19 protein-coding genes are annotated in these 25,959 nt (G+C 43.9%); 4 read left to right on the top strand and 15 right to left on the bottom strand.

Features of this window, described 5'->3' with window-relative positions; genetic code table 11:
• Nucleotides 1-10 precede the first annotated feature (10 nt).
• Both AMBT_RS09110 and msrP read right to left on the bottom strand, forming a co-directional pair.
• Complete coding sequence (locus AMBT_RS09110) at nucleotides 11-673, bottom strand: protein-methionine-sulfoxide reductase heme-binding subunit MsrQ (RefSeq protein ID WP_013784327.1); 663 nt, start codon at nucleotides 671-673, stop codon at nucleotides 11-13.
• On the bottom strand, nucleotides 673-1,683 hold the full coding sequence (gene msrP, locus AMBT_RS09105; RefSeq protein WP_013784326.1) for a protein-methionine-sulfoxide reductase catalytic subunit MsrP: 1,011 nt from the start codon (nucleotides 1,681-1,683) through the stop codon (nucleotides 673-675). The genes AMBT_RS09110 and msrP overlap by 1 nt, the downstream gene beginning before the upstream one ends.
• Nucleotides 1,684-2,046: 363 nt before the next feature.
• On the opposite strand from msrP, the gene AMBT_RS09100 reads away from it, so the two are divergent.
• Nucleotides 2,047-3,093 (top strand): RDD family protein, encoded by a 1,047-nt coding sequence (locus AMBT_RS09100; RefSeq protein ID WP_013784325.1) that lies wholly within the window; start codon nucleotides 2,047-2,049, stop codon nucleotides 3,091-3,093.
• Between the two features lie 58 nt (nucleotides 3,094-3,151).
• On the opposite strand, the gene AMBT_RS09095 is transcribed toward AMBT_RS09100, so the two are convergent.
• From AMBT_RS09095 to coxB, 8 genes are all read right to left on the bottom strand, one after another.
• On the bottom strand, nucleotides 3,152-4,504 hold the full coding sequence (locus AMBT_RS09095; protein WP_041452534.1) for an anti-phage deoxyguanosine triphosphatase: 1,353 nt from the start codon (nucleotides 4,502-4,504) through the stop codon (nucleotides 3,152-3,154).
• A gap of 265 nt (nucleotides 4,505-4,769) precedes the next feature.
• Nucleotides 4,770-5,672 (bottom strand): c-type cytochrome, encoded by a 903-nt coding sequence (locus tag AMBT_RS09090; RefSeq protein WP_013784323.1) that lies wholly within the window; start codon nucleotides 5,670-5,672, stop codon nucleotides 4,770-4,772.
• A gap of 9 nt (nucleotides 5,673-5,681) precedes the next feature.
• Nucleotides 5,682-6,095, bottom strand: coding sequence for a c-type cytochrome (locus AMBT_RS09085; RefSeq protein ID WP_013784322.1), 414 nt, complete (start codon nucleotides 6,093-6,095; stop codon nucleotides 5,682-5,684).
• A gap of 12 nt (nucleotides 6,096-6,107) precedes the next feature.
• A complete protein-coding gene (locus AMBT_RS09080) occupies nucleotides 6,108-7,058 on the bottom strand; it encodes a cytochrome c oxidase assembly protein (RefSeq protein WP_013784321.1) in 951 nt (316 codons plus the stop codon).
• 6 nt (nucleotides 7,059-7,064) lie between these two features.
• Nucleotides 7,065-7,448, bottom strand: a complete 384-nt coding sequence (locus AMBT_RS09075; RefSeq protein ID WP_013784320.1) for a hypothetical protein — start codon at nucleotides 7,446-7,448, stop codon at nucleotides 7,065-7,067.
• Nucleotides 7,449-7,451: 3 nt separating this feature from the next.
• Entirely contained in the window at nucleotides 7,452-8,129 is a 678-nt protein-coding gene (locus AMBT_RS09070; protein ID WP_013784319.1) for a cytochrome c oxidase subunit 3, read from the bottom strand.
• The gene (ctaD, locus tag AMBT_RS09065; protein ID WP_013784318.1) at nucleotides 8,126-10,069 is read right to left on the bottom strand and encodes a cytochrome c oxidase subunit I; all 1,944 of its coding nucleotides are present in this window, start codon (nucleotides 10,067-10,069) and stop codon (nucleotides 8,126-8,128) included. Before ctaD ends, AMBT_RS09070 begins: the two co-directional genes overlap by 4 nt.
• 68 nt (nucleotides 10,070-10,137) lie before the next feature.
• Nucleotides 10,138-11,157 carry a cytochrome c oxidase subunit II gene (gene coxB, locus AMBT_RS09060; protein WP_013784317.1) on the bottom strand — a complete coding sequence of 340 codons (1,020 nt, stop codon included), beginning with the start codon at nucleotides 11,155-11,157 and terminating at the stop codon, nucleotides 10,138-10,140.
• Nucleotides 11,158-11,870: 713 nt separating this feature from the next.
• On the opposite strand from coxB, the gene AMBT_RS09050 reads away from it, so the two are divergent.
• Nucleotides 11,871-14,360, top strand: coding sequence for a vitamin K epoxide reductase family protein (locus tag AMBT_RS09050; protein ID WP_041452890.1), 2,490 nt, complete (start codon nucleotides 11,871-11,873; stop codon nucleotides 14,358-14,360).
• Nucleotides 14,361-14,435: 75 nt separating this feature from the next.
• Here AMBT_RS09050 and yfbR read toward each other — a convergent pair whose 3' ends face one another.
• Complete coding sequence (yfbR, locus tag AMBT_RS09045; protein WP_013784314.1) at nucleotides 14,436-15,035, bottom strand: 5'-deoxynucleotidase; 600 nt, start codon at nucleotides 15,033-15,035, stop codon at nucleotides 14,436-14,438.
• A 67-nt stretch (nucleotides 15,036-15,102) separates the two neighbouring features.
• Nucleotides 15,103-16,323, bottom strand: a complete 1,221-nt coding sequence (locus AMBT_RS09040; RefSeq protein ID WP_013784313.1) for a pyridoxal phosphate-dependent aminotransferase — start codon at nucleotides 16,321-16,323, stop codon at nucleotides 15,103-15,105.
• Between the two features lie 362 nt (nucleotides 16,324-16,685).
• Between AMBT_RS09040 and AMBT_RS09035 the strand changes: the two genes are divergently transcribed.
• Nucleotides 16,686-17,480, top strand: a complete 795-nt coding sequence (locus AMBT_RS09035; protein WP_013784312.1) for a DUF2189 domain-containing protein — start codon at nucleotides 16,686-16,688, stop codon at nucleotides 17,478-17,480.
• Nucleotides 17,481-17,849: 369 nt separating this feature from the next.
• Complete coding sequence (locus tag AMBT_RS09030; RefSeq protein ID WP_013784311.1) at nucleotides 17,850-18,167, top strand: DUF3718 domain-containing protein; 318 nt, start codon at nucleotides 17,850-17,852, stop codon at nucleotides 18,165-18,167.
• A gap of 115 nt (nucleotides 18,168-18,282) precedes the next feature.
• Here the strand turns inward: AMBT_RS09030 and AMBT_RS09025 are convergent, their stop codons facing one another.
• From AMBT_RS09025 to AMBT_RS09015, 3 genes are read right to left on the bottom strand one after another with little or no spacing between them, the layout of a single operon-like run.
• Complete coding sequence (locus AMBT_RS09025) at nucleotides 18,283-21,405, bottom strand: efflux RND transporter permease subunit (RefSeq protein ID WP_013784310.1); 3,123 nt, start codon at nucleotides 21,403-21,405, stop codon at nucleotides 18,283-18,285.
• Nucleotides 21,392-24,766, bottom strand: a complete 3,375-nt coding sequence (locus AMBT_RS09020; RefSeq protein ID WP_013784309.1) for an efflux RND transporter permease subunit — start codon at nucleotides 24,764-24,766, stop codon at nucleotides 21,392-21,394. The genes AMBT_RS09025 and AMBT_RS09020 overlap by 14 nt, the downstream gene beginning before the upstream one ends.
• Nucleotides 24,767-24,789: 23 nt before the next feature.
• The gene (locus tag AMBT_RS09015; protein ID WP_013784308.1) at nucleotides 24,790-25,866 is read right to left on the bottom strand and encodes an efflux RND transporter periplasmic adaptor subunit; all 1,077 of its coding nucleotides are present in this window, start codon (nucleotides 25,864-25,866) and stop codon (nucleotides 24,790-24,792) included.
• Nucleotides 25,867-25,959: the final 93 nt, after the last annotated feature.

Here is a 25,959-nt window from a genome sequence, read left to right as displayed (position 1 = left end):
CCAGTACTGGTTAAGTTTGTACAGCGTGTTTCCGGTTTTTATTACGAGCATGTTTTTTTCGTGCAGTAGTCACCAAACCTTTAATTCGGTTGAATAACAATACAAAGGCAAACAGCCAATACCATATGGGTTCTTGCAATAGGGTTTTTTGCGACCATGAAAAATGAAGCAACGCCAAAGGTACTATTAAATAAATACTGTTATGTAAATGCTGCCAACGCTTGCCCATACTGCGACGAATTTTCTGAAAAGACGTGACTGTTAATACGAAGAGTAAAACCAAAGCGGTAAGCCCTACTACAATATAGGGTCGTTTAACCAACTCAGTAGCAATCAAGCCCATGTCTAGTTGCAGTTCGAACAGGATGTAAGTCGCAAAATGCGACAGCGCATACACAAAGCTATATATCCCCAGCATTCGCCTGAATTTAATTGGCTCTGGGCTAGGCAGTATTTTTGCTAATGGGCTTAACATCAGCGTAATAAGTAATAGGTGTATTGCCCATATACCGGTTTCGTTTAGCAACGTATCAACAGGATCGGGGCCTAAATTATCGGTGACGCCAGCGTAAAAAAGGCCAACTAGATACCCAAGTGCCAGTAAATGAATGATGCCCTTTAATGACCTGCGAGTTAAATTCGAAACACGAACGGGTTTTTTGAATATTTTCATTAGAAGTTACGGGTTAAATCCATGTTTGCATAAAGTGGCGCTACTTCGCTGTAACCATTGTACATTTCGGTAGGTATTCTATTACGTGATAACAAGCCACCAGTGGTAATACGGCGTTCGCTAGCTTGACTCCAACGAGGGTGAGATACTTCAGGGTTCACATTAGCGTAAAAACCATATTCGTTAGACGCTAAGCGGTTCCATGTAGTGGGGGGCTGTTTATCGGTCAACCGGATACGGACTATCGACTTAATACTCTTAAAGCCGTACTTCCAAGGCACAACTAATCGAACGGGCGCGCCGTTTTGTGGTGGTAGGGTTTTACCGTAAAGTCCTACCGACATTAGCGTAAGCGGGTGCATGGCTTCATCTAAACGCAGGCCTTCAACATAAGGGTATTTAATACCACCACCCAAGAAACGGTTACGCTGCCCAGGCATTTGTTCAGGTTCGTATAGGGTTTCAAACGCGACATATTTGGCTGACGATAAGGGCTCTGCCGCTTTTAGTAATGCGCCTAACTCATAACCAATCCAAGGAATAACCATAGACCAGGCTTCTACACAGCGAAGGCGATAGATACGCTCTTCAAGTGGAAAACGCTTCGTTAAATCATCAAGATTTAGTGTAAGCGGTTTATTCACCAACCCATCTACTTTTAGTGTCCACTCAGAAGTATCAAATTCTTGCGCGTTTTTAACCGGCTCATCTTTGGCAGTGCCAAACTCATAAAAGTTATTATAAGAGGTGGCTTTAGATTCTGGCGTTTGAGTTTCGCTAATTTGGTATTTTTCTGGTTGGCTAAATTTCAACGCTTGGGTTTTAAATGCCACAGCTTGCTCTTCATCGTCTTCCCAAAACCAACCTGCTGCATTCGCAGAGTTTGAAAGCAGAGCAGAAGCACCTACAAAACCAAGAGATTTTAGTAACTGGCGACGATTAAGGTAAACACTTTCATCGGTCACATGATTGTCGGTTAACTTTACTGATGGTTTAAAGGTTTTGGACATACTTACACCACTATTATTGAGCGCGCTTTAACATTAAAAATCGATTAGCAGAGTACCGTCGACGTCGCGCGAAGGCGCCGAGGTTACATTACTTACGTGAAGGCAAGGTTTTAAGATTGCACAAGGCAACAAACACGCACTATTGTAACGATAAGTAAGAATTTTGCGTAACTACAAAGACCCACCAACTAAGAATAAAATTTCATGTATTACCAAGAGCACAGTGAGACATAATGGTAAGTAAGGGATACCAATTGAACTAATTAGGTTTTTTTGTGCATAGTAATCAATAGCTTTAGCTTGAGCTAAAAATAAAAAGCGCGTAATTTAAATGGTTTACCTATTTTATTAACAAGTATAAAAATGAAAGCCAACGAAAAAGAGCAATCAGCGCTATCTGGTTCAGAAACCAGAGATGTGATCACCCCGTATGCTTTTAACGTTGACCAAGCGCTATTAGGTATCCCTCTAGCCACACCGATTAAGCGCGCACTGGCAATGATCATTGATGTCATTTTAATATTTATGGCTGCGAAGCTTAGCGCAACGTTAATTGCCTTTGTTGCTGCTATGGCTTTTTATAAAGGCACTGCACAACAATACCTCCCTAAAATGTCGCCGTTTTGGCGCAGAGCATTAAAGCTTTTTGCAGCAAGCTTTTTATTTGTAAGCTCGCTAACGGTACTCTCATTAGCAATAGATTTCTTTGAAGGCGATAGCGCTATACAAGGAACACAAATAAAAGAAGCAGAGCGAAAAGATGAGTTAAGTGAATATGATAAATCAATAATACGTACCTATTTAGCGCAAACAGACAACGATAAAAACTGCGATGAAATTTGCCAGAGCGCTGCTAGCGCTAATCTAGTTGCTCAATTACCTGAACTTGCTGAAATTGAAGACGCTGAAAGTACTCAATTTACCCGATCGCTATTGCACTTGATGGCTATAGCAGATGAAGAATTTGATACAGCACAGGATGTTAATAATTCAGATTTAGTGCCAGAGAGCATTGCGGGAGAAGTTACAAATGAAAGTAACGTAACACCCGTCACCAGTATTTTGCAGTGGGGTAAAGGGATTATTCAAGACTTAGGTTTAGGTTTCGGTTGGGCTGCGGTTTATTTTACCTTGTTCTCTTTACTCTGGCGCGGGCAAACTCCAGGTAAAAAAGTATGTAACATTCGCGTGGTTTCGCTTAGCGGTGAGCCACTTGGCATGCTTGATTGCTTTGGCCGGTACGGCGGTTACGGAGCAGGTTTTGCGACGGGGTTATTGGGCTTTTTGCAGGTGTATTGGGACCCAAACAGACAAGCCATTCAGGATAAAATATCAGCCACCGTGGTTATTCAGGGGAGTGTGAACCAAGTTGTAGATGCGCAAACCGTTGCAGATGCAGTTAACGTTTAGCCCTGGTTTACGCAACTTACTAACCTTTCTCCACACTCAACCTTTTTCACACTCAGCGCTAACCGTGAAAGTTATCTTGAATGCCACCTTGTCGAGGAGAAAAGAGTGTGCCATACAAGCGTGAGGCAAATTCATCGGTCATACCAGAGATGTAGTCTGCGAGCACGCGCATGCCGTTATTTTGTTCGCACGCTTTCAACCAACGCTCTTGGGTATTTTCGGGTAATAAGCGTTCGGGATCAGAGCTGAAGGCTTCTAGTAGCTCCATCACTACCATTTGGCCTTTATATTCAAGCTGCTGTACATCAGGGCGGCGAATCACTTTGTTATAAACAAAGCGCTTGAACAGTTCTAAACCATTTTCAAAGTCGGTTGGCATCTTAGCGTTATAGGCAAGCAGCGGATGCTCAAAGCCTTCTACATCCGCTATTTCTATGGCGGTAATGAAACTGTTTACCAAAGCACCAATAGCGTTTTTGCGCTCGTGATGGGCTTTGCTGAAAAGCTTATCGGTCAGTTCATCAATATTATCTGACAACCATTTTATCTCTAGTGACTTAAGCGGGAGGGTAACATCGCTAATGAAGTCTTGCCGGTTCACCATGTCCATGACAATTGCGTCTTCTAAATCGTGTATGCCATAAGCTATATCATCGGCAAGCTCCATAATCGAGCAATCAAAAGACTTAAAGCGAGTTTTGCTGTGCTTGTTATCAAACTGGTTGAATGACATGAGCTTGTCTTTGTCAGAAGTGCTAAAAGGCGCTAGCAACCAATCGAACAAAGGTTCGTCGCAGCGAAACAAGCCTTTAGGCGGGTGCCATTGGCTGGCTTTTACTTGGCGTAAAGAAGCGGGGCGCGCACTGTTAACACCTGGCGCTGTTAACGCATCAATATAATTAGGGTATTTCACAAGGCCCAAAACGCTTCGGCGGCACAAGTTCATGCCGTGTTCTGCAGTGTAAGGCTCTAACTGAGTAACAATGCGAAAGGTCTGGCCGTTGCCTTCAAAGCCGCCATGTTCATGCATCATATAATGAAGGGCTATCTCACCACCGTGACCGAAAGGCGGATGGCCAATATCATGGGCTAAGCATAGGGTTTCAATAAGCGTAGCATCAAGGGCCAATTTACTGGCAATATCTGGAAACTTACCGCATAACTGCGCAGTAATACCGGTACCTATTTGCGCGGCTTCTAAAGAATGGGTAAGGCGAGTGCGATAAAAGTCACTTAGTCCAACCCCCAATACTTGGGTTTTGGCTTGTAAGCGTCTAAACGCGGCACTGTGCAGTACACGCGCTTTATCCCGCTGGTAAGGGTTACGATGGTCGCCGTCTCGTGAAACACTTCGCGGCAAGCGGCGAGCGTGTAATTCCTGTTCCCATCTTTGTACTGTCACTGCATGCATTCCTTAACATTCAACATTTATGCTAGCTAGATTGGTATTGTTAGACAAGTATCAACCTGTATTGGATTCTTCAGACACGGTGTCACTTAACGAAAGTGTTGGGTAGGGAAAACCGCCCGAATAACGTAAAAGAATTTTATCGTGCACAAAGGTTAATAACCTGAATGACAGGCACTAAATAGCATAAAAATTCAAATAGATACCTTGATACTATTCACTAATACTATGTATGTCTAGCGCATAGTTTGAGTAGTATATAAAGCGACTATTTTTCATCAGCGATTTCATACAAGTAATCAACCATGGCTTCAGCGTGGTTCCGCTTAACCCTTAGGTTGGGCATTAGGCTCTGAGGCTTAAAATGTGGTGGGTCCATAATCCACTGGATCAGATTTTCTCGCGTGGTTGGCAAGGTACCGGCAATAAATCGTCTATTTACCATATTATTTAAGGGGGGACCAACATGATAGCTTGCAGATGCAATACCATCGATAACATGGCAACTAGAGCAGTTGTATTGTTGCATTGCAACTTGCCCAGAAAGTGCTTGTGTAGCACGAGGCTCTGCTAAGCTAGACTGCATAATAGCCGTTTCGTCTTGCTGGTTGGCAAGTACACTCTCGACACCCTCAATAGCGAAGTTATGGTCTGCCAATTGGGCATATTCAGCTTTTGACAATGTGGGCAACACCTTAACCAGGGCGACCAATTCCCATAATTCCTCTTGGGTTAAACGATATTTCCAAGCTGGCATACCCGACATTTTTATGCCATTTTCTATCACCCAATATAATTCAGCGGGTGAACGCTGGCCAGCCACGCGTACAATAGCACTTGGTGGTGGCATCATGCCAAGCGAAAACGGCTCGGGTGCAACACCGGGTGCGCCATGGCATGCAATACAATGTCGCTGGTAGTTTTTCAAGCCAGACCTTTGCCAGTCAAACAGGGTTAAATCTGGAACTTGCTCGTCTACCCGGGCATCTACCGCTTGAATACGTGCATGTTCTAGAAACTTATAAACCGGTGTCGTGTGTCCGGTCAGCGCGGAAACGTTGTACACGCCAAAATAAACCAAACTAAATATCACAGCAGCTATGAGCGCCAGTACAACGCCTGCTAATGAATAAAATCGCTTGTTGAGCTTAATATTAATCGTTTTAGTCATGGTTAAAAATCACTCTTTGAACAAATAATCCGTGATGTGACGAGCTTCTTGTTCAGAAATATCGGGCGTAGGCATGGCAGTATCACTGTGAAACTTTTTGGGATCGAGCAGAAATTTCGTCAAATTCTCGCGGGAATTTGGTAGTACACCAGCTATATAACTTTGCGAGGCCATTTTGTCTAACGGCGGCCCTACTAATCCCTTGGCGGCAGGCAATTTAGTTAATTGGTGGCAGCTGCTACAGCCTTTGGTGATCATAAGAGTTTTGCCTTGCTCTAGCTGCGCATCGATGGACTGCGCACTGATGGGGAAAGCCCAAATACCGAATGTAATAACTATCGCAGCACGTAAGGAGCTAGAAAACGCGAGACGTAAACTCGAAAAAGTGGTCAAAACACAAGTGGACACGTTTAACTTTTGCAATTCACTACTCCCTTATTTACTGCTTTGATGGGTTTCGACCGCTTCTTTCTCGTCAATATCGGCGGTGCTACCAATGCGACCATCACTATCATTCGTAGAACGCAATAACCGCGCCAAGGTCACTAGGGCCGCTAGGATGAAAACAATTCCTGCAGGCATCCACATAATGAGTCCTCCTAACTGTTGGTCTTCAATAGGACTAAGCCCCCATTGCTGTGTAGTGTGCGCGTAAGGGCTGTACCAGATGCTAGGTGAGAATGTCAGCAAGGCGCCTAACAGACTCGCATGAATACCGGTGGTGAATAACGAGATAACTGCTGACATCGAATTAGATTTATCGAGACGGAAAATTGAATACCAGAATAACCAAGCGATGAGTAAAAATGTGGCATGCTGTAAGCTATGCACCCAAGAACTGGTTAAACTGGCATTTAACAGAAAAGGTAAATGCCATAGCCAAAGGCCGAAAAAGTGTATTAGCCAGCCCCAGAGGGGGGTAGCTAATTGACGGTAAAACCGTAGCATACGCGGTGAACGACCGGTAAAGCTGTGCACGATAGGGGTTAGAAAACCTCGCCCACCAAGCAAAATGGTTTGTTCTGGTCGAGATAACACTAGCAAAGGTGCGGCTATCATCATCAACATCTCGTGCTGCACCATGTGTACTGAAAATAGTTTCTCCCCGATAGAATCAATCGGCGAAATTAAAGCGATCACCAGGGTTAACCAACCTGACCAAAACCAACGCATTTGTCGGCGATATTGCTTTTGCTTCGATTCTACTCGCTTACTGATTTTTCGACTGCCTCGAAAATAGCAGATAGCGATAATCAGCAACAATAGTGCTGAAACCGGATCTATGGATAGAAAGCTATATTGTGATGATAGAGGTACATTAACCACATGCGCAAAACTGCTAAAGGGCAATAGGGCTACCAATAAACTTAATGTGCGAATTAGCATGCTTTGTTATCCTCCCGCACTGCTACAGGCGGCTAGAAGTAAGGTTGGCCAACCTTGCATCAAAATCACTGCGGCTAAAAACCCGCTCATTATGCAGGCACCCGAGGACATGAATATTTCCCGCGAGTGGCTGCTTTTTTGTTTCTTGAGTTGTCGATAATAGCGAAACGCGTAACGCAGGTTTACGAGTGCCGCGACAAAGCATACAGCGGTAACAATACCTACAATCCGCTGTAATGTTTGCTCAGAAAAAGTGCTGGGTCTGGCACAGTGCCATTCTACAAGGGCGTAACAGATAAACAGTTGCAGTGCCCACGCTGCGATGGCAATGAACCAAAAACGCCAAAGGTATCCGGAACCAACTCGGTTAAGTGAAACGGGTTTAGTCATTATTTATAACCTAGGAAAGAAATACAGTACTAAGTAAAAAGGAAGCCATGCAAAGGCGACAAAGTTCCAATACATAGTATCGACTACTACGCCAATCTGGCGTTGTCTGGTATAAAAGCCGGCCATACCAAAAAGGCCGATGGCAGCAGAAACAATATGAATAAAGTGAAAACCCGAAATGGTCCACAGCAAAGATCCATAGACGTGTTGATCCCAGCGCATTTCAAAGTTGCCAAATTGCAACCACCGTATCCACAACACCGAACAAGCCATGACCACCGACGCGAAGGTATAGACAACAAAGTGCTTAGCCTGATTTTTTTCAACAGCTTTACCCGCTAGATACATAGTTACGCAACTTAGCAACATTAAAATCATCGACCAGGTCGGAATAAGCAAAGGTGGCGCAGGAATATCATTAGGGGGCCACTGAGGGTGCTGCATATATAAATACAGATAGGTAACGGTAAACGCTGAGACCACGCTAAGCTCAATTAATATTAGGCCGATAATTCCCCACCAGATAGGTGCATTATGACCATTTAAATGCCGTGAAAAGTTGGATACGTCCACATCTGAGTTATTATCTGGGCGCTCACTATTCATTTGTTCGCTCATGCTATTCATTTGTTCGCTCATGCTATTCATTTGTTCGCTCATGCTATTCATTTGTTCGCTCATGACTGTAAACCTCTGACAGGATGACCGTCTTTAGGCTCTTTTTCTTCTAGCCAAGGTCTTGTAGGCCACAACCACCCCACAATAGCGAAAAAGCTTAGAAAGAAACCAACCACAAATAAAATAGGCTTAAACATAAACCCTAGAAAACCAAACCCAACGGTTAATGCCAGAACAAATGGCCAGTAAGTAGGTGAGGGCATAATACACACCCCCTGGGGTTTTGCGTCTAGCAAAGTTGTGATGATTATTTCGCGGCGATCAGCACGGATCCCGGTTACTTTTTGCAAAGGCACTTTTTGCCAAAGTGGTGTGCGACTGCTAATAACAGGAAGATGCCTGAAATTGTAATTTTGCGGGGGCGATTGAGCCCACCATTCAAGGGTATCTGCATTCCAGGGGTTACTGCTAGCAGCGCGAGATTGATAGGGGCTGATAAGCGTATTGATAAAGGTGAGTAAAAAACCGAACGCCATTAAAAACGCGGCACAGGTTACGAAAAAGTTAACTTCTCCCCAGCCCATGTTGTGTAAGTAGGTATAAACCCGCCTAGGCATGCCATCAAGCCCTAGTTGATGCATTGGAAAAAAGGTTAGATTTAACCCTATAAATATAAGCCAAAAACTCCAGCGTCCTAAGCGCTCATTTAGCATCGAACCTGTCATTTTAGGGTACCAGTAATATAAACCTGCAAAAAACGGCAATACTGCTCCACCGATAAGAACATAGTGGAGGTGAGCAACTACGAAATAGCTATCGTGAGCTTGCATATCAAATGGAATTGAGGCGGCCATTACCCCAGTTAAACCGCCAATAACAAACACAGCAAAAAAGCCCATAATAAATAGCATGGGCGTTTTAAATTGAATTTTTGAACCCCATAGCGTGGCAATCCAACAGAAAATCTGCACCCCGCTGGGGATCGCTATCATAGCGCTTGCTGCGGTGAAAAAGCTTAGCCCTAAGTGAGGTAAACCTGTGGTAAACATGTGGTGTACCCACAATCCAAAAGACACGAAACCTATGGTAACCATCGATAGCACAACCGCGGTATAACCAAACACTTCTCGCTGACAGAATGTTGAAATGACAGTGGATACAATACCGAGCGCCGGTACTACAATAATGTAAACTTCGGGGTGGCCAAAAAACCAGAATAAGTGTTGCCATAACAGTGGGTCGCCGCCACCCGTAGCCACAAAAAACTGAGTAGAAAATGTGCGGTCTAGTGCCAGTAATACGCTACCTACCATTACGGTGGGCATAGCGAATACAATCATGAACGACATAACCAGTATGGACCAAACGAAAATTGGCATTCGATTTAACGTCATTCCCGGCGCTCGTTGTTTTAAAATGGTAACAATTAACTCAACTGCCGCTGTAAGCGCTGATATCTCGATAAAGGTGATCATGGTCGTCCAGAAACTCACCCCTCGCCCTGGGGAATACTCAATGCCCGCTAAAGGGACGTAACTAAACCAGCCCGTATTGGGTGCCATTCCCAGAAAGAGCGCCAAATACAATGTGATACCAGCGATCAAATAAACGTAATAACCAAATGCATTAAGCCGGGGAAACGACATGTCTCTAGTACCAAGCATTAAGGGCACTAAGTAGATACCCAGCCCTTCCATGGCCGGCACCGCAAAGAAGAACATCATGGTGGTGCCATGCATAGTCATTATTTGATGGTAAAACTCAGCCCCCATTAAGGTGTTTTCTGGCTGTACCAACTGTAATCGCATCATTAGCGCGAGAAGCCCGCCTAAGGCGAAGAAAATGAGAGATGTGACAACAAAGCGAAAGCCAATTTGACGTTGGTTTACATGGGTGAACCAGCCAAAGAAACCAGGAGGTGACAGCCACGTTTTATCTAAAATAGGTTCAGAACCGTCTTGGTCATCGAAAATAGCTTGTTCAGTTTGTGGTTGATTTTTCAAGCTCAATCCCTTTTTATCAAGTGTTTTTAACCGCGGTTTAACGCACTCTTTGCTGTCGTTCAGTGTGATTAATTCAGGCTCTGTAAGTAATCCAGTAGGTTGGATAGTTCCTCAGGCTCCAATTGAGACATAGGCATTTTTGCGCCAGGCTTGATTCCATTAGGATCAGCGACCCATCCACCCAAATGTGCTCTACTGTTTTGCCTAGTAACTGAAGCGATTGATTGTCGAGACGCTAGATGGGTTAAATCGGGGCCTGCAGTGCCCGTTGCGTCTGTGCCTTTAATAGTATGACAATGCTGGCAACCTGCTTCAAAGAAGACCCGTTGACCCGCTGTAGTTTCACTAGTAGATGGTGCACTTGATGGGGTTTGCTGATTTGCCAACCAGGCATCAAATTCAGCTTGAGGCTCAGAGACCACCAAAAAACCCATAAGAGCATGTTGTAATCCACAGAATTCAGCACATTGCCCGCGGAAGGTGCCTGAAACATCAACCTCAAACCAACTTGAGTTTGTGCGCCCAGGAATAAGGTCGGTTTTGCCGTGTAATTGGGGCACCCAGAAACTATGGATAACATCACCACTTTCTAGGTAAAGTTGAATGGGCTTGTTGACGGGGACATGCAATTCGTTCGCAGTGGTCGCAATAGTGTTTGAGTTTTCATCAAGGTATTCAATTTGCCACCACCACATCCATCCGGTGATACGTATTTCGAGTGCGTCCGCTGGTGGTTTTTCCGATAATGTACGGCCTAAAAATAAGCTACCGCCCACTAAGCATATAACGGTTATCAAAGGTACCGCTACGCCAGCTACGATGACCAAATTACGGCTGGCGAGGTAACTAAGATGAGTAGGTTTGTCAGCTTTTCCACGCCACAGGCCCCAAGCTAATATAAGCATAACGGCAATAAAAACCGCTACCGCAACCCAAAACATACTCCACCAGATGTAGCTGATCCCTCGTGCTTGGGCACTGGCAGGTTCAATAGCAGATTGGCTTTGCGCATACAGCAAAGGTATATTTGATAGCAACAACATGCCTACATAGATGGCGCTACGACTAACTTTGGACCAAAAGTGCATCTTTTATAACCTATCTCCATTTTATTGTTCTATCCTGACTTCAGATCACCTAGGTACTTATTATTTGAAGCATTTACAAAAAAAGCGGAGTAAATATTACTTAGACGGTTTGTAATAATTACACGTAGCCAACTCTTTGCTTTTCGCCTCGACCCCCATCTTAATTGAAGACTTATAGCGCGCTGATAACACCTCAGCACGGTTATCACCACTTGTAAGGCTTGATTTCAAATCTTGAAATAAAGTGTGTTCGCCTAAAGAGATTCTTGCACATTTTGCTCGTTGCATGATCCTAGCCAGAACGTCCCAGCTTATTCACTCTGGTCAACCAGCATCTACATTGTAGATTGCAGAAAAATGGCGACGGCGGAGTGGTTATTTAAGGTTTGAACCCGATATCCGAGCCGAATCAAACGTTTAAAAAGATTTTATGCATAAGTCACAATGCCTCTTTGACTAATGCATGTAAAAAATTACCGGAGGGCGAAAATATTGCGCATACACGCGAACAGGGCGGCAATAATCATAAAATCTGAATGAGCCAGAATAGGTCCGATGAGTCCTGAATTATTGATGCACAGCGATGAACGGCGGTATCGCCAAACAGGTGCTGGACAAGTGGCAAACTAACTGCACGAAAAGATATTTTTATCTTGTCATGTTACGTGAATTGCTCAAAGGGCATCTAAATGGATCACTCAACGGACCTCTCTATGAATAATGAAACCGATTCTCAAGATACTGGTAAGCCACTCGTTTTAATAACGGGGTCCTCTGGAAATATAGGCACTCACCTTTGTCAGCAACTAAGTACTAACTACACCACAATTGGATTGGACCGCGATGAATGTGAGAGCGCAGATGAGAGCTACATATGCGATTTAACCTCAGATGAATCAATCGAGTTGGCCTTGCATAAAATTCGCGAATATCACGGAAAACAAATTGCGGCAGTGGTGCATTTGGCAGCGTATTTTGATTTTACAGGTAAGCCTGACCCGTTATATGAAGAGGTAAATGTTGAAGGGACTAAGCGCCTTTTAAATGGTCTCGCCAACTTTGAAGTTAAACGCTTTGTTTATTCCTCCACCATGTTGGTACACAAAGCGGGGGTGCCAGGTCAAAAAGTCGATGAAGATACAGCTGTTGAGCCCGCATGGGAATATCCCAAATCGAAAGCCTGTACCGAAAACGTAATCATAAAAAATGACAATAAAATACCCTACACAATATTACGTCTAGCTGGGTTATACGATGATGAAACCGCGGTGCCTACCTTGTCTCATCAAATTGCGAGAGTGTATGAACGGGATATGAAAAGCCATGTGTATGCTGGCGACCTTATGGCTGGTCAGTCGTTTATACATCAAGAAGACATGATAAACGTGTTTGAAAAAGTCATTGAAAGACGAGAGTCACTGCCAAAAGCGCATGTTGTTTTGGCGGGCGAAGAAGAAGTCATGAGCTACCAGGCATTACAAAACAGAATTGGTAACTTATTATTCGGTGAGACACAGTGGAATACTGTCAATGTGCCAGACATGTTCGCGAAAGCAGGTGCTTGGATGCAGGTGAAAACTGAGCCAGTTGTCCCGGATGCAATCGATCATGGGGAAAAGCCGTTCATTAAGCCTTTTATGATTGATCTTGCATCGCAACATTATCATCTCGATATTTCCCGTGCGAAAACGCAATTAAATTGGCAGCCTAAACATAAAATCTTCGATAAATTACAGAGTTTAACGAGTCATTTGAAAGCCGATCCCTCCGCTTGGTATAAAAAGAACGGTATTACTCGCCCTGACTGGATACAAACAAGTAGCGAAAAAGATAAAAATTCTCACACAGTACGAGAGCAGAATGAGAAACGTTACCGTGACCAACATCAAAACTTTTTATGGGCACATTTTCTTAATATAGGACTCGCGTTTTGGTTGCTGAGTGCGCCATCCATCTTGGGCTATGTATCGCAAGCCATGAGTGTCAGCAATTATATAAGCGCATTTGCGTTAATGTTTTTCTCATGCATGTCGCTGTCATGGAGGATGGGGTGGGCACGATGGGGCGCTGGCTTAGTCGGGTTTTGGCTGTTGTGTGCTCCTTTGATATTTTGGGCACCAAGTGCCGCAGGGTATTTGAATGACACTTTGGTCGGTATGTTGATAATTGGTTTCGCTGTATGCACTAGACCTACACCAGGAGTGGCTAACGTGGCTGCGGAAACGGGTCCAAATGTACCGCCGGGTTGGGATTTTAATCCATCAGGATGGTTACAGCGGATGCCAGTTATAGCCTTAGCCTTTGTTGGGTTCCTTATATCGCGGTATTTATGTGCGTACCAACTCGGTCACATTGATGCAGTTTGGGACCCATTCTTTACTGGGGTTGCTTCAGACCCGCAAAATGGTACCGAGGAAATTATCACATCCTCATTTTCAGAAGCGTGGCCGGTTCCAGATGCAGGTCTTGGGGCAATGACTTACGCACTCGAAATTCTAACAGGAATAATGGGCTCTACCCGCCGTTGGCGGACTATGCCGTGGCTAGTTATGCTCTTTGGGATCATGATAGTTCCCTTAGGCGCTATTTCTATACTCTTCATTATCATTCAACCAATCTTATTAGGTACATGGTGTACGCTTTGTTTGATTGCAGCGGCGGCCATGCTAATTCAAATCCCTTATTCATTAGATGAACTAGTGGCAACATCAGCGTTTTTGTATCGTCGCAAAAAGCAAGGTCGTCCTTTTCTGCGAATATTGTTTACCGGTGATACCGATGAAGGTACAGCCGAAAAGATTGAACGTTCTGAGTTCGAGCGCACCGTAGGCACCATAATAAAAGACTTGGTAGGTGGCGGTGTGACATTTCCAATAGGTTTGGTTTTATGCGTACCTATTGGTATATGGCTAATGTTTACTCGAATGACCTTGGGGGCAGAGGGAGGCATGGCCAACGCAGACCATCTTATTGGTGCATTGGTAATAACGGTGGTTGTCACAGCGTTGGCAGAAACAGGGAGAGCGTTTAGATATGTGCTTATTCCGTTGGGAGGTGCGTTGTTTGTTACCCCGTTTATTTATAGTGTAGGCGCTATGGCTATTGCATCTAGTATCTTTTCTGGTGCTTTACTCATTGGGTTAAGTTTACCAAAGGGGAATATACATAATCGTTATGGCCTTTGGGATAAGGCCATATTTTAGATGGCATACTGTAATAGTAAGTATGCCTAACGTGCTAAGAGGTTTAGGGGATAAAGGGCTAAGGAAATCGGGCGTCTAAGTTTCTGACAATTTGTCTAACGTAGTGGTGCAACTATCTAGGAATATATCCATGAAGCATTTCACTTCTGGCATGCTAGATTCTAGTGCTTGTAATTTGGCTGTAAGGTGCTCTTCTACATGACAAAATTCATCGTTATTGAAACGAAGCTCATTTTTTGTTTTAACATAAGCCTGAAGTAGGTCAGCAGCTTTTACGATAGCCTTGTACTCAGGGTCGACCTTAGATTGCACAATCAACGACTCCATTTCATCTCGAAGATCTTCAGGTAGCGTCGCTAAGCACTCTTTCTCAGCAATATTTTCAAGTGTCTTGAATGCCTTAGTAAACTCGGGGTTATGATACTTTGTGTTGGTATTGATATCTTGGAGTTTAGTTTCCGATACTTCGTGATATAGGGCCAAGGTTGCCGCTCTTTCAGGGTTGAGATTTCCGTTAAAGCGTTTGTTTTTTATAACAGTCAGTAGATGCGCTATTACAGCGACTTGGTGACAATGCTCTGATACATTCTCCTGTTGAAAACAGTGCATCAATGCCCATCGTTCTAACAGTGGCATCCTGGTGATCCATGCCAAAAATGTGCTTTTTTCTTTCATTAAATGGTTCCTAGTCGAAAGGGAAACAAAAGAGCAGGGCCGCTATTGGTAAGCGCCCCGCGAACGGCTAAGCGCCTTGCTGATAGTGCTGAAAGAAATTACCGATACGGTGAAGTGCGGGAACGAGTACATCACTGTGAGGCAAAAACACTAATCTGAAATATACACCATCAGTAAGATTAAATGCCTTACCATGTACAAGTAATATTTTCTCTGCTCGAAGCAAATCTAAAATCATTTGCTCGTCATTGTTTATGTTGAATTTTTTCTCATCAACGCGAGCGAAGCAATACATAGCACCTTTAGGCTTAACGCAGTGTATACCGTCAATACTGTTTAGCATGTCTACCGCCACATCCCGCTGAATGCGAAGGCGACCCGTGTCTTTCACTAAATCGTTTATGCTCTGATAGCCCCCTAACGCAGTCTGAATTGCACTTTGGCAGGGAACGTTTGCACACATCCGCATAGACGACAGAATATTTAAGCCTTCAATGTAATCTCTTGCTAAACGTTTGTTGCCACTTACCACTAACCAACCAGAGCGAAACCCTGCAACACGATAGTTTTTCGACAATCCGCCGAACGTTACGAAAAATACATCGTCAGCAAGAGAGGCAATACAGGTGTGCTCGGCATCGTCGTATAAAATTTTATCGTAGATTTCATCACTGAAAACAACCAAGCCATGTTCTCTTGCTAAATCGACGACATCTTGCAACAAGGCTTTGTCGTACACTGCGCCAGTAGGGTTGTTCGGGTTAATTAGTACAATAGCCCGTGTTTTGCTGGTAATTTTGCTTTTTATGTCGTCTAAGTCAGGGAACCAACCCGCTTGTTCATCACATCTATAATGTACTGGAGAGCCAGAAGATAAGCTTACTGCCGCTGTCCACAATGGATAATCTGGGCTTGGGATCAGTACTTCGTCGCCATGATTAAGTAGCGCCTGCATAGCCATCATTATTAATTCGCTAACGCCGTTACCAATGTAAACATCGTCTACACGAATATGCTGAATATTGCGCTGTTGGTAATATTGCATAACGGCCACACGTGCTGCGTAAATTCCCGTTGAATCTGAATATCCTTGAGAAGTTGGCAGGTTATGAATAACGTCTTTAAGAATATCGTCGGGGGCTTCAAAGCCAAATGGGGCAGGGTTACCAATATTTAGTTTTAAAATACGGTGGCCTTCATCTTCCATCTTTTTAGCTTGCGCCGCAATGGGGCCGCGAATGTCATAACAAACGTTATCTAATTTGTGTGAGCGAGATACAGTTTTCATGGTCTTTCTGGTTAATTTACAGACCTTGAGGTTAACGTAAACCACATACCCTTGCGAAGTCTAATTTAGCGCTAAACGTGAAAAATATTTCGATTTGGTTAAAAAGTGCACGGCCAATTGAAGTTTGCATCATAAAACTGGCCGAAAACACTTAAAAATTGATTGTTAAACACAATATTAAAAAAAACTTCATAGAGTAAACTTACCAATTAACAGCTAATTAGAAATAAAAAATCATCTAAAAGGCTAAAATCTTGTTAATTAATTGTAAAATTGCGTGAATCGGCCTATCGTATAAGTACGGCGCATTAGTATGGGCGCGCCAACACCTTTTACGTGTAATAGCAGAGGTAATTCTCATTATGTCGCACCATTTTAAAGAAACCCCAGAAAATGCGATAACACAAAGCGGTATTGCAAGGGTAATTCCTTGTAAGGAACTCGATATAGGCGATCCTATAAAATGGCTTTCACTTGGTTTACGTGACGCAATGCGTACACCTATTTTAACCGCGGTGTATGGCGTTATGTTTGCCGTAATCCCGTGGTTCATAATGTACTTGGTAGAGATGACAGGTTGGCATTTAGTCATCATGCCTGCCATTGTGTGCTTTATGTTGATTGGTCCCTTCTTAGCTGCAGGCCTTTATGATATCAGCTGGGAGCTCGAGAAAGGACACAAGCCTACCTTTATGCATTCATTGCGGGCAATGCGAAGAAATGCAGTAAATGAATGGGGGTTTGGAATATTGCTAATGGTGATGATGATATTTTGGCTGCGTGTAGCATCACTTATTCATGCACTGTATCCATCGAACATTGAAACTACGCTAGAGAGTTTAATGCCATTTTTAGTATTGGGCTCAATTGTAGGTGCAGGCTTCACGTTAGCGATGTTATTTATTACCGCATTTACTCAACCTATATTAATGGAACGTAAGGTCGATTTGGCCACCGCGTTACTTACTAGTGTAAATGCAGTATGGGTCAATAAAGTTCCCATGCTTATATGGGGCGCCATTATATTTACGGCGGTAGCCATCGGCTTCGTTACAGGATTTGTTGGCTTCATCATATTAATGCCGCTAATTGGTTATGCGTCATGGCATGCATACATCGACGCTATTTCGACTAAACGCGTAAGGAAATATGATTAAAATGTAGTTTTATTACGACAAAATGAGGCGGGCTTACGACTTTATATTCAGTTTGCCCGCCTTTTTTTGTGAAAATTTCATACAAAAGACTTTTATTTGTACAAGGATAGACAAAAGTATTAGACCTTTTTAATAGTAAAAGATCCCCACCTATAACGAACTGTTATAACTAAAACTAATAAACCCATATAAATCAGACGTATAGTTTGTTAAAGACTTAGTAACATTCTGATTTACCGTTAGTTTACTCACCTTATACAATCTTTAAACAGCAATTATTTCCATTTTAGGTCATAAATAAAGGGCACTCAGGGAATACCTTCCTTGTACTGCTTTTACGAGTTTGCCAAAACCTTTGAGGATCTAATGATGAAATTGCTTAAAACTTTAGCTGCTACTGCTGCACTAGCTTTTGCTGTTAATGCGAACGCTGCCCCAGGAAAAGACGTACGTTTTGTAGGCGAAACACAATTTTCTGGTTTCTGTAAAGCGGTAGTACTTGATGATATTAAAGTATTGCGTTCAAGCCTTGCCCGTAACGTAGGTCGCATTGGTGCTAGCCAACGTGAAGTATTACGCATGGTAACTGCAGAAGACGGTTTAACATGTAATGGTGTTAACTTAATCAAGTTCTCTGTTGAGCGTGATGCCAACTCAGTTCACGAATACCTAACGTCACGTAGTTAATTGTGCGTTTACTAAATTAGCGGGTGACTGCGCTGTTATGTTTTATCAGCAGAAACACCCGCTACGTAAGTAATGCTTAACACTATTTACGGCTTAGTCATCGTAACTACACTATTCATACTTTAATAAGTTTAGCTATTCTAGCTTGTCCGTTGACTATCATTCGCTGAGTATTAAAACGCAGCTTGAGTAGCAACACATAAGCAAGTGGTACCAAAAATAAACTGGTCATGGTGGAGAACACTAGCCCACCAATAATGGCAATGGCCATTGGCGAGTAAGGCGGTCCGTCGCCACCTATTCTTGTTGCGCCCATTGCTAGCGGTACTAGACCGAGTACGGTTGTTGCCACTGTCATTAGAATAGGTCTAATGCGAGATTGTGCGCCCAGCACAACGGCGTCATATAGGGTTATTCCCTCATTAACCAGTTGATTAATTCTATCGACTAATACAATCCCGTTGTTGACCACTATACCCATGAGAATCAGCATGCCAATCATGCCCATTATCGACATGGATGTACCCGTTACCATAAAGGCCCAAAAGACGCCGGTAAATGAAAAAAGTAACGACGTAATCACCGAGGTAGGCAGCACGAGTGATTCAAACAGCGCCGCCATCACCACATAAATCATGCACAAGGCGAGCAGCATATTCATTTGCATCACCCCATTAGCCTCATCCTGGCGTGAAAAGCTGCCATCTAGTGTCCACTGGTAACCCGTGGGCAGTTCGATATGGGCTAGTGCCTGTTGAATACGCTCTTTGGCTTCTTCTATAGTGGCATCATCTTCCAAATTTGCGCCGATATCTAACGCCGTTTGTCGGTAGCTTCGATTAATTTGCGAAAGTTGCTGCACAATCGAGAAGTCAGCCACCATAGCAAGGGTGATTGCCCTGTCTTGATTAAACCCAATGTTGATATGCTTAAGTGCATCCAACGATTTTTGAACATCGCTGCCATAGCGAAGTTGAACATTCACTTCACCTGCATCACCATATCGAAATGTGCGTAAATTCGCGCCTCTTAATGCCGTAGCCACAAGCTGGGCTACGTCACTCACTTGAATGCCCAATCGGTTCGCTTTTTCTCTATCAATTCGAATCTGAAGTTCGTCGCGTTTAGAGCCAGTATCGGCTTTTACATCGGTGAGCCCATCAATATTAGCGAGTATAGGAATAAGGCGTTCTGATATTTCTAGCAAGGTATCTGAAGATTCGCCCAACAAGGTAATACGCACACCGCCGCCATTGCCACTGTCCCATTGAAATGATGGGCGAGCTCTAACGAAGGCAGGCATGTTTTCCCGAATATCTTCTTTAATAGCCCCAACACTAACTGGAAGCTCGTCATTTAACGTTATACCGCTCACCGCATGACCAGGTGTAAAGTAGGTATAAACTTGCTTGATATGAAAACGTTCTTGGTTTTCATATAAAAACGCCTCCATTTTATCCACCGTTTTTTCTACTTCATCAAGCGTGTAGTTCTGAGTAACATGATAATTGAGCCAAATTCGTTCTTGGTTATCATTACCTTCATCATCAGAGGTGACGACCTGCATAGGAATAGCAGTAGAAAGCAAAATACTTAATGCTATAAGTGATGTTTTTCCTTGGTTTGCCATTACCCATGACAGAATTCGACCATATCCCGTGATATAGCCAGGTGTGCTGTCTTCTTTCGCTTCAGGAATTGCTATTTTTGTAGTAAGCAAAGGGATCAAGGTTTTGGCAATAAATAACGAGGCGAAAAGCGAGATACAAATGGCGATGGCGACGTGCTCTAAAAATATGGTGACGTCAATTTTTACCCCTACAATATTGGGCAAAAATACAATGGCCGTAGTGGCGGTTCCTGCAATAACGGCTAAGCTAACATTGTTAACTCCTCGCTGGGTGGCGCGGCTGATATTGTTATCTTGTTGACGTTCTTGAAAGATACTTTCGGTAATAACCACCGCATTATCAACCAACATACCTACCGCTAACATTAACCCCATTAAGGACAAAATATTTAGGGTGTAGCCCAATAAGTACATTACCCCTAAGGTGATGCAAATAGAGAAGGGAACAGAAAGCACCACAATTAATGTAGTCGTCAGTTGGCGCAAAAATAAATACAGCACAACGATAGAAAGTAATGCGCCTAACAGTCCGGCACTTAACAAATCAGACAGCGACGAGGTTACGCTTTTTGCCACATCATCCATAACAAACAGGTTAATACCCGTAAATGCAGGGTCAGACTTGGCTTCCTCTATCACTTCCATCACTGCCGACGAGACTTCGACTAAATTGCTGCCAGACTCTCTGAATATATTGAAGCCTACTGCAAAGGTTCTATCTAGGTGGCGGCCTTCGCTTTGCTCGGGCAATTCAAAGCTGATAGTGGCAATGTCTGACAAACGCACATTGGGTGAAACCCACATGTTTTCGAAATCGGCCATGTCGGTGAATTCACCAACAGGATTAACCAGTATTTTTTCGCCATTGTCATACATGTAGCCTGCGGTTAACGAAAAGTTGGCGTTTTGAAGCTTTTGACCCAAGGCAGTGACATCCACTTGATAGGCGGTCAGTAATTTCGGGTCTAACCGAATAGTAATTTGCCTTTTGAGAGTGCCATATAGTTCTACCTTAGACACACCTGCAACACGCTCAATAGGGCGCTTTAAGTTGCGCTCTAATAAGTCATACGCAAGGGATAGATCACGATCGCTCGATACGCGAAGTTGAAAAATAGGCATATCATTGGTGTTAAATTTGTACACCATGACACGTTCTACATCTGCAGGAAGCAGGTGGCGAATAGCGTCAATCTTTTCTCTGGCTTCTACGCCCTTTGCCTTAAGGTTTTCATCCCAATCAAACTCAACGATAACTTCCGCTTTATTTTCATATGACCTTGCTCGCAATCGTTTAATACCCGACATGGTGGCGATGGCTTCTTCCACCGGGCGGGTGATCATGGTTTCAATTTCAACTGGCGTGGCATCAGGGTAGGGCACCTCAACCACCATTTCAGGGATATCAATGCCAGGGAATTTTTCCAGTGGTAATAACTTTCCAGACACTGCGCCGAACAACAACATGGAGATAAACACCATGCCTATAGTCACTGGGCGATTTAACGCAAATCGAGCTAGTGCAGCGCCAATACCATTGATAGCATTTTCAGTGGGCTTATTAGGTTGCGTAGCGCCATTGCTATGCTCATCGTTAGGCGTTTTCATAGGTGCCTCCCGAAACCTCTGAATCTTGGTTTCTTTCTACCACGGTTGATGCTTTTTTATCAAAGAGGCTGTAAAGCACGGGTAGCAGTATTAGGGTTAGTAAGCTAGAAAATAGCAACCCGAAAATTACCGTAATGGCCATAGGTGTGCGTATTTCAGCGCCTTCACCTAAACCAAAGGCCATGGGCATCAAGCCTAAAATCGTTGTCAGGGTTGTCATCACAATGGGGCGTAAACGGGTTTTTCCTGCATCGATGATGGCCGCGTTTTTTTCCATGCCGTTAGCACGTAACTGGTTAATGCGATCAACAAGCACAATAGCGTTGTTAACCACGATGCCGCACAGCATAATAAGCCCAATGAATACCACTACGTTCAATGGTGTATTGGTAAGCCATAGTCCGTACACAGAACCCGCGCCAGCAAGGGGAACAGCGAACAGTATAAGCAGTGGATGTAGAAGTGATTCAAATTGTGACGCCATCACCAAATACACCATAAAAATAGCCAGCGCTAAGGCAAATTGCAGCGACCTGAAGCTATCTTGCATATCTTCACTTTGCCCAGTCACTGTGGCATCCATAGACAAAGGTAACTGCGTATCGTTAAGCACCATATTGACCAATGCAACGGCCTCATCTAGCTTCCCTTTTGCTAAATTGGCAGAAATTAATGCCACCCGTTGTTGCCCAATACGCGTAATTTCACTGGGCCCAACACTCATGTAAACATCGGCTACGGCGCCAAGGGGAATAGGTTGTGATGAATCAGGGTTTACGACAATGGCCCGTACATCATTGATGTTGTCGCGCTGACTGTCTTTGGTTCTAACCAATACATCCACTTTTCTATCTTCAAGGCTGTATTGTGTTGCAACGCGGCCACCAATTTTAGCGGCAATTAAAGACGATACCGTGGCAGCATCAAGGCCTAAACGAGATAGCTTGGCATGATGAAACTCAATTTTTAGTTCTGGGTTACCTTCACGAATACTGGTAGCGATATCGGTGAAATTGTTATGTGTACTTAATTCGTGGGCAATTTTATCGCTATAGGTTTGAAGTTGGCGTAAATCATAACCACTGACTTCAACTTGAATAGGCGAGGCAAAAGTAAAAAGTTCTGGCTCAGTAAAAGTAGCTTGAACATTGGGGTAACGGTTAAGCGCATCGCGCAGAGCGGCCTTTACCTTGTCCATATTGCTACTCGCATTTTTGCCTTCGCTCGAACTGGAACTGGCATTAGGAGCCATTACGATGTTGAGTCTTCCCCAGTGATCGCCACCTTGACTAGGCGCGGCACTAATTAAACTTCCCGTACCCGACATAGCGTATGTTCTTGCTACGTTCGCATCTGCCGATGCGATTGTCGATAAGTTCGATAACGTTGCATCTGTTGTGCTTAAGGGGGTACCCGCTGGTAGGGTAATATCTACCGAGAATTCACCTTGCGACATAGTGGGAATCAGCTCCATACCCAGTTTAGGGACAAGAAGCAGCGCACCGCCGGCTGAAACTAAGGCTATCATGACCACAAGTGTTCTGGCCTTCAAGCTAGCAATTAGGGCGCTGTGATATATTTTCTCTAGGCCATTAAAGCCCTTATTAAATATCCACACTAAGGGCGTAAACAATAGCGACAAGCCCTTTGCAAGAATATGCCATGCACCAATCACTAAGGTAATTAACGCGGCAGGCAAATACACGAACACAAAGCGAAGTATCGTTGCAAAAGGCCATTTTACGGCATAGCCAATTTTCCCTAGCAAGCTAGTGGGGCGCGCTTTTGCCGGGGATGAAAAAGTATCTTCATGGGCAAGCTGTGTTTTTTGCTTTCTTCGCGCCATGGCGGGAATAAGAGTGAGCGCTACCACTAACGAAGCGGCGAGTGCAAAACTGACAGTAAGGGCTTGATCTTTAAATAGCTGGCCCGCTATACCTTCTACAAAAATAAGCGGCACAAATACGGCCATTGTGGTTAGTGTAGAAGCGACAATGGCACCTGATACTTCCTTAGTGCCTGATGCAGCCGGATCGTCAGCCAAAACAGGAGTACTTTGGCTGATATGACCATCAGCATTGTTTGCTAACATAGCTTGCCTACGCTTTTTGTGGCGGTCGATGTTTTCTAACACCACAATACTGTTATCGACAAGCAAACCTACGGCCAGTGCAATTCCCCCTAAACTCATCATGTTTAAGCTTATATCGTTGGCATACATCAGGTTAAAGGTGGCAATAACCGACACAGGAATAGACACAGAAATGATGACTGTAGTCCAGAAGTCTTTAAGAAATAGGTACAGCACCAACATGGCAAGTAACCCGCCCATGATTGCCGCTGACTTAACATTATCGATGGCTTGCTTTATAAACACACTCTGATCGTATATTTGCGTCAGTGTGTAATTCGAAGGAATGTCATTCTCAACTTCACTAAGACGAGAGGCTATTTGCTTTGCTACATCAACTGCATTTGCATCACCTTCTTTGTAAATCGCAATTTCAACCCCTTCACTGCCATTAAAGCGGGTTACCACACTACGATCTTTATAAGCACTTTCTACCGTCGCCACATCTTTTAATTGAATGTTTCTACCTTCGAAACGGCCAATAAAAAGGTTTTCAATTTCGGTCAGGTTTTCAAATTGATTCAGGGTACGCACCAGGAACGCTTGGGCATCGCCTTCAATACGACCACCTGCGGCGTTGACATTTTCGGCTTTAATACGGTCAATAATACGGGTAATAGGGATAGATAACTGACTGGCTTTACGTTGGTCGATAAGAATGTGTACTTCGTTTTCAAGGCCACCGCCAACACGCACAGCAGCCACACCCTCAACAGATTCGAGAGCCCGTTTCACTTGTTGCTCGCCGTATAACCGTAGCCTTTTCATTTGGGCGGTAGACAGTTGGCCGGTGGCCACGTTTTCTGTAAGCCCCAGTTTGATCACCGGATCTAAACTCGGGTTAAAGCGCAACAGACGAGGCTTTTCAATGTCGAGAGGCAGTTGAAGCACATCAAGTTTTTCGCGCACTTCTAAGCTCGCGAAATCCATGTCGGTGCCCCATCTAAACGCCATCACTACATCTGATTGGCCAGCACGAGAAGTAGAGGTTACTTTTCTTACCCCTTTTACTACGCCAATAGCCTCTTCAATAGGTTTAGAAACAAGTTGTTCCACTTCGCCTGGCGCTGCACCTGTGTAATCGGTCCTAATGGTTAGCGTGGGGTAGGAGAGGTCGGGCAGTAAATTTACCGATAACCGACCTAATGAGACCATACCAAACAACAGCACAGCAAAAGTAAACATAGACACGGCAACCGGGCGTTTAACCGCTATATCAACAATACGCATGGTATATCCTTCTTATAGCGGGCTTAGCCGTTAACGACATCTACAGGGGCTTGGTCTTTTAGGTTTTGATGGCCAGCAGTCACCACTTTTTCTTCAGCTTGTAAGCCGCTTAACACTTCAATCATTCCGTTTTGTTCAAAGCCCGTAACAATGTCGACTTTTGTGGCTATATTGTCTTTAACAACAAAGACGCTATGTTGATTGTCCATAGCGATAAGCGCACGTCGAGGAAGTAGCGTAGCGCTATTGTGAAGTGCATATTCAAGGGCTACGTCGGTGAACATACCCGCTTTTAATACGTATTTTTCATTTGGTACCGCAAGGGTAACTTTAAATGTGCCTGTAGCCGCATCAATAACAGGGCTAATTCGCTCTACCGATGCCGTTAACGATTTATTGCCTAGTGCAGCAACAATAAGGGTGGCGGGTTGACCTACTGCTACATTTTGTAATTCGTTTTCAGGCAAATACACCACGCCTTGTAAATTCTGCTGTTGCACAATATGGAACATGCGCTCTCGCTGGAAAGATTCAGTCAGGTTACCTACTTTGGCGTTTCGAGAAGCGATAAAACCGCTAATAGGGGCAGTAATGGTGGTTTCTTTTAAATCTAGTTCAGCAAGATGAACCGACGCTTTGGCTGATTCATATTGTGCGGTCAGTTTGTCGTAGGTATCTACGCTGATAAGGTTCTTAGAATACACTTTGTTTACCTTATCTAACTCACGCTCAAGACCAGTTAAATCTGCCTTTGCCTTCGCAAGATTAAGTTCATATCTGCGTTTATCTAATTGCGCGAGAATTTGGCCTTTTTCAACGTAATCACCTTCTTCTACCACTATCTGTTCAATTATGCCGGACGCCCTTGCTACCACAAATGCTTCTTCTCTTGCTTCCAAAATCGCGGTAGTGGTATACGTGGAGCTAATTGACCCCTTGGTCACCGTAGCGGCTTCTACCGGTATGGCTATCACCGCTTCAGCGATGTCTTCCGTTGGATTTATTGCATCGGCGTCGGTACACGCACCTAGTAACAAAGATAAAGAGAGTATGCCGCCAGTAAGGGACAGTGTGCGAAGCGAGTTAAACGAAGCGTCCATGGTCAAATACCTGATTGTTGTCGTTAATTATTAGAGTAATAACAGCTAACAGCAGCAACCATGCCAGTAAATGTAAGGGGATGTTTATTTATT

The organism is Alteromonas naphthalenivorans, assembly GCF_000213655.1.
Lineage (GTDB): Bacteria > Pseudomonadota > Gammaproteobacteria > Enterobacterales > Alteromonadaceae > Alteromonas > Alteromonas naphthalenivorans.
The sequence above is the reverse complement of the archived record's forward strand: the minus strand, read 5'-3'. Positions and strand labels throughout refer to the sequence as shown.